Origin of the sequence: Cupriavidus basilensis (assembly GCF_029335485.1) — a bacterium.
GTDB lineage: Bacteria > Pseudomonadota > Gammaproteobacteria > Burkholderiales > Burkholderiaceae > Cupriavidus > Cupriavidus basilensis_E.
The window spans coordinates 1-3005 of sequence record NZ_JARJLM010000480.1; the positions used below are offsets into that span (position 1 = coordinate 1).

The following is a 3005-nucleotide window of genomic DNA, read 5'->3' on the forward strand; positions in this document are numbered from 1 at the left end:
GCGCGGGAGAGGGGAGCAGACCGTCGCAAGGCAAAGGTTGGCGCGATGACGATGACTGGTCGGCACGCGCCAGACGATAATTAAGGATTTGACGTGAGCAATACAGCCAAGCCGCTGGTCGGCGTTGTGATGGGCAGCAGTTCCGACTGGGACGTGATGCAGAACGCGGTCGCCATGCTGAAGGATTTCGGCGTGCCCTTCGAGGCGCGCGTGGTGTCCGCCCACCGCATGGCCGACGATATGTTCGAGTACGCCGCCACCGCGCGCGAACGCGGCCTGCGCGCCATCATCGCCGGTGCCGGCGGTGCCGCCCACCTGCCTGGCATGATCGCCGCCAAGACCATCGTGCCGGTGTTCGGCGTGCCGGTGCCGTCGCGCTACCTGCGCGGCGAGGATTCGCTGCTGTCGATCGTGCAGATGCCCAAGGGCGTGCCGGTCGCCACCTTCGCCATCGGCGAGGCCGGCGCCGCCAATGCCGCGCTGCACGCCATCGCCACCCTGGCCACCACCGACGACGCGCTGGCCGCGGCGCTGGAAGCGTTCCGCGCCAAGCAGACCGAAGCTGCGCGCGCGATGACGCTGCCGGTGTAAGGCGCCAGCACTACCAGACCAGCTCAAAAGCCCTCGAATCCGGAAAGACGCGCCATGCCCACCGATATCCATCCCCACCTGGTCGAAGCCCACACGCCGGAGTCGCGTGCCGAGTTCGGCATCGACAGTCCCAGCGCACCGGTGCTGCCCGGCGCCTGGCTTGGCATGCTGGGCGGCGGCCAGCTCGGCCGCATGTTCGCCCATGCCGCGCAGTCGATGGGCTACAAGGTCTGCGTGCTCGATCCGGACCAGGACAGCCCGGCCGGCTCGATCGCCGAGAAGCACATCTGCGCGCCTTATACCGACGAGGCCGCGCTGGCCGAGATGGCAACGCTGTGCCCGGCGGTGACCACCGAATTCGAGAACGTGCCGTCGCTGTCGCTCGACCGGCTCGAACAGCTCGGTGCCTTCGTGGCGCCGCGCGGCTATTGCGTGTCGATCGCGCAGAACCGCATTGGCGAGAAGAAGTTCTTCGCCTCCTGCGCCGAGCGCACCGGCGTGCCCACGGCCCCGCACTGGGTGATCCAGCACGACGCCGACGTCGACCAGCTGCCGGAGCACCTGCTGCCCGGCATCCTGAAGACAGCCCGCATGGGCTACGACGGCAAGGGCCAGGCCCGCGTCAAGACCCGCGAAGACGTGCGTGCCGCCTGGCGCGCCATGCAGCATGTGCCCTGCGTGCTGGAGCAGATGCTGCCGCTGGCCTACGAGGTCTCGGTGCTGGCCGCGCGTGCCGCGGACGGCACTACCGCCACCTGGCCGCTGGCCGAGAACGTGCACCGCGACGGCATCCTGTTCTCCACCGTGATGCCCGCCACCAGCGTCTCCGACGAGATCGCCGCGCGGGCCCGCGCCGCCGCCGCCACCATCACCACCGAAATGGGCTATGTGGGCGTGCTGTGCATCGAGTTCTTCGTGCTGACCGACGGCTCGCTGATCGCCAACGAAATGGCGCCGCGCCCGCACAACTCCGGCCACATCACCATGGATGCCTGCGAGACCAGCCAGTTCGAGCAGCAGGTGCGCGCCATGGCACGCCTGCCGCTGGGCAGCACGCGGCAGCATTCGGCCGGCAAGATGCTCAACCTGCTGGGCGATGCGTGGTTCGAGTTCGGCCTGGAGCGCACGCCGGCCTGGGACGAAGTGGTGGCGCAGCCGGGCGCCAAGCTGCACCTGTACGGCAAGAGCGATGCGCGCCCCTCGCGCAAGATGGGGCACGTCAACTGCGTGGGTGGCGAGGCAGCCGACGCCGGGCGCGCTTTCGATGCCGCGCTGAAGGCGTTGCATATCGCGCCCTGATTGCCTCGCTCCGGTCTCAGCGCCCTGAAGGGGCGCCAAGCGGGCTCGCTGCCGTGAGCCCGCGTGCCGGAAACCCGCCACGTATTGGCGCATTGCCTGCTATATAGTTTCACTGCCTTATCGCTTTATCGCTTCGCCTACCTGCAGAGATTCCCGATGTCGCGCATGCCCACGTCCGCCGAACTTGACCAAGCGGTCCAACTGCTGGAAGCCGGCGAGCTGGTCGCCTTTCCCACCGAGACGGTCTACGGCCTCGGCGCCGACGCGGAAAACCCCCAGGCCATCGCCCGCATCTACGCGGCCAAGGGCCGCCCGACCGGCCATCCGATCATCGTGCACGTGGTGGACGGCGGCGACATCAGCTACTGGGTCGACGACGTACCGCCGGCCGCGCAGCAACTGATCGATGCCTTCTGGCCCGGCCCGCTCACGCTGATCCTCAAGCGCGCCGCCCATATCCCCGCGGCGGTGGCGGGCGGCCAGGACAGCATCGGCCTGCGCTGCCCCTCGCACCCGGTCGCGCAGGCGCTGCTGGCCCGCTTCAAGCGCGGGCGCGGCGGCATCGCCGCGCCGTCCGCCAACAAGTTCGGGCAGGTCAGCCCGACCACGGCCCAGCATGTGCGCGACGAGTTCGGCGACAGCGTCTTTGTGCTGGAAGGGGATGGCGTGGAGGTCGGGATCGAATCGACCATCGTCGACCTGTCGCGGCTGGAACAGGGCATCGGCCCGGTGTTGCTGCGCCCCGGCGCGATCACGCCGGCCATGATGGCGCAGGTGCTTGGCGTGATGCCCTTGCCCCCGGACGCGGCGGCGCCGCGTGCTTCCGGTACGCTCAAGGCGCACTATGCGCCGCGCACGCCGCTGGCCTTGTCGTCTGCCGCCGACTTGCCGGCGCAGCTAGCCGACCTGCCGGCCGACGCCAGGGTGGCCTGGGTTGGCCAGCAGGCGGCTGCCGATCCGCGCTGCGTCTGGGTGCAGGCGCCTGCCGACGCGGAATCCTATGCGCGGGAGCTTTACCGTTTGTTGCGGAGGCTGGATAGGGAGGGGTATGGGCGGCTGGTGTTCGAGGCCTTGCCGGCTGGGCATGAGTGGGAGGGGGTTCGGGATCGCTTGCA

Annotated in this window: 3 protein-coding genes; all 3 read left to right on the forward strand. The window is 69.3% G+C overall.

Annotated elements, in window-relative coordinates:
- The first annotated feature begins 93 nt into the window (after positions 1-93).
- A complete protein-coding gene (purE, locus tag P3W85_RS29435; RefSeq protein ID WP_017227172.1) occupies positions 94-591 on the forward strand; it encodes a 5-(carboxyamino)imidazole ribonucleotide mutase in 498 nt (165 codons plus the stop codon).
- 54 nt (positions 592-645) lie between these two features.
- On the forward strand, positions 646-1890 hold the full coding sequence (locus P3W85_RS29440; protein ID WP_017227173.1) for a 5-(carboxyamino)imidazole ribonucleotide synthase: 1245 nt from the start codon (positions 646-648) through the stop codon (positions 1888-1890).
- 156 nt (positions 1891-2046) lie between these two features.
- A partial coding sequence (locus tag P3W85_RS29445) for an L-threonylcarbamoyladenylate synthase (RefSeq protein WP_276267355.1) occupies positions 2047-3005 on the forward strand: 959 nt, incomplete at its 3' end.

Coding starts and splice junctions, on each gene's coding strand:
- P3W85_RS29440 (WP_017227173.1), top strand. CDS start 646: ATGCCCACCGATATCCATCCCCACCTGGTCGAAGCCCACACGCCGGAG.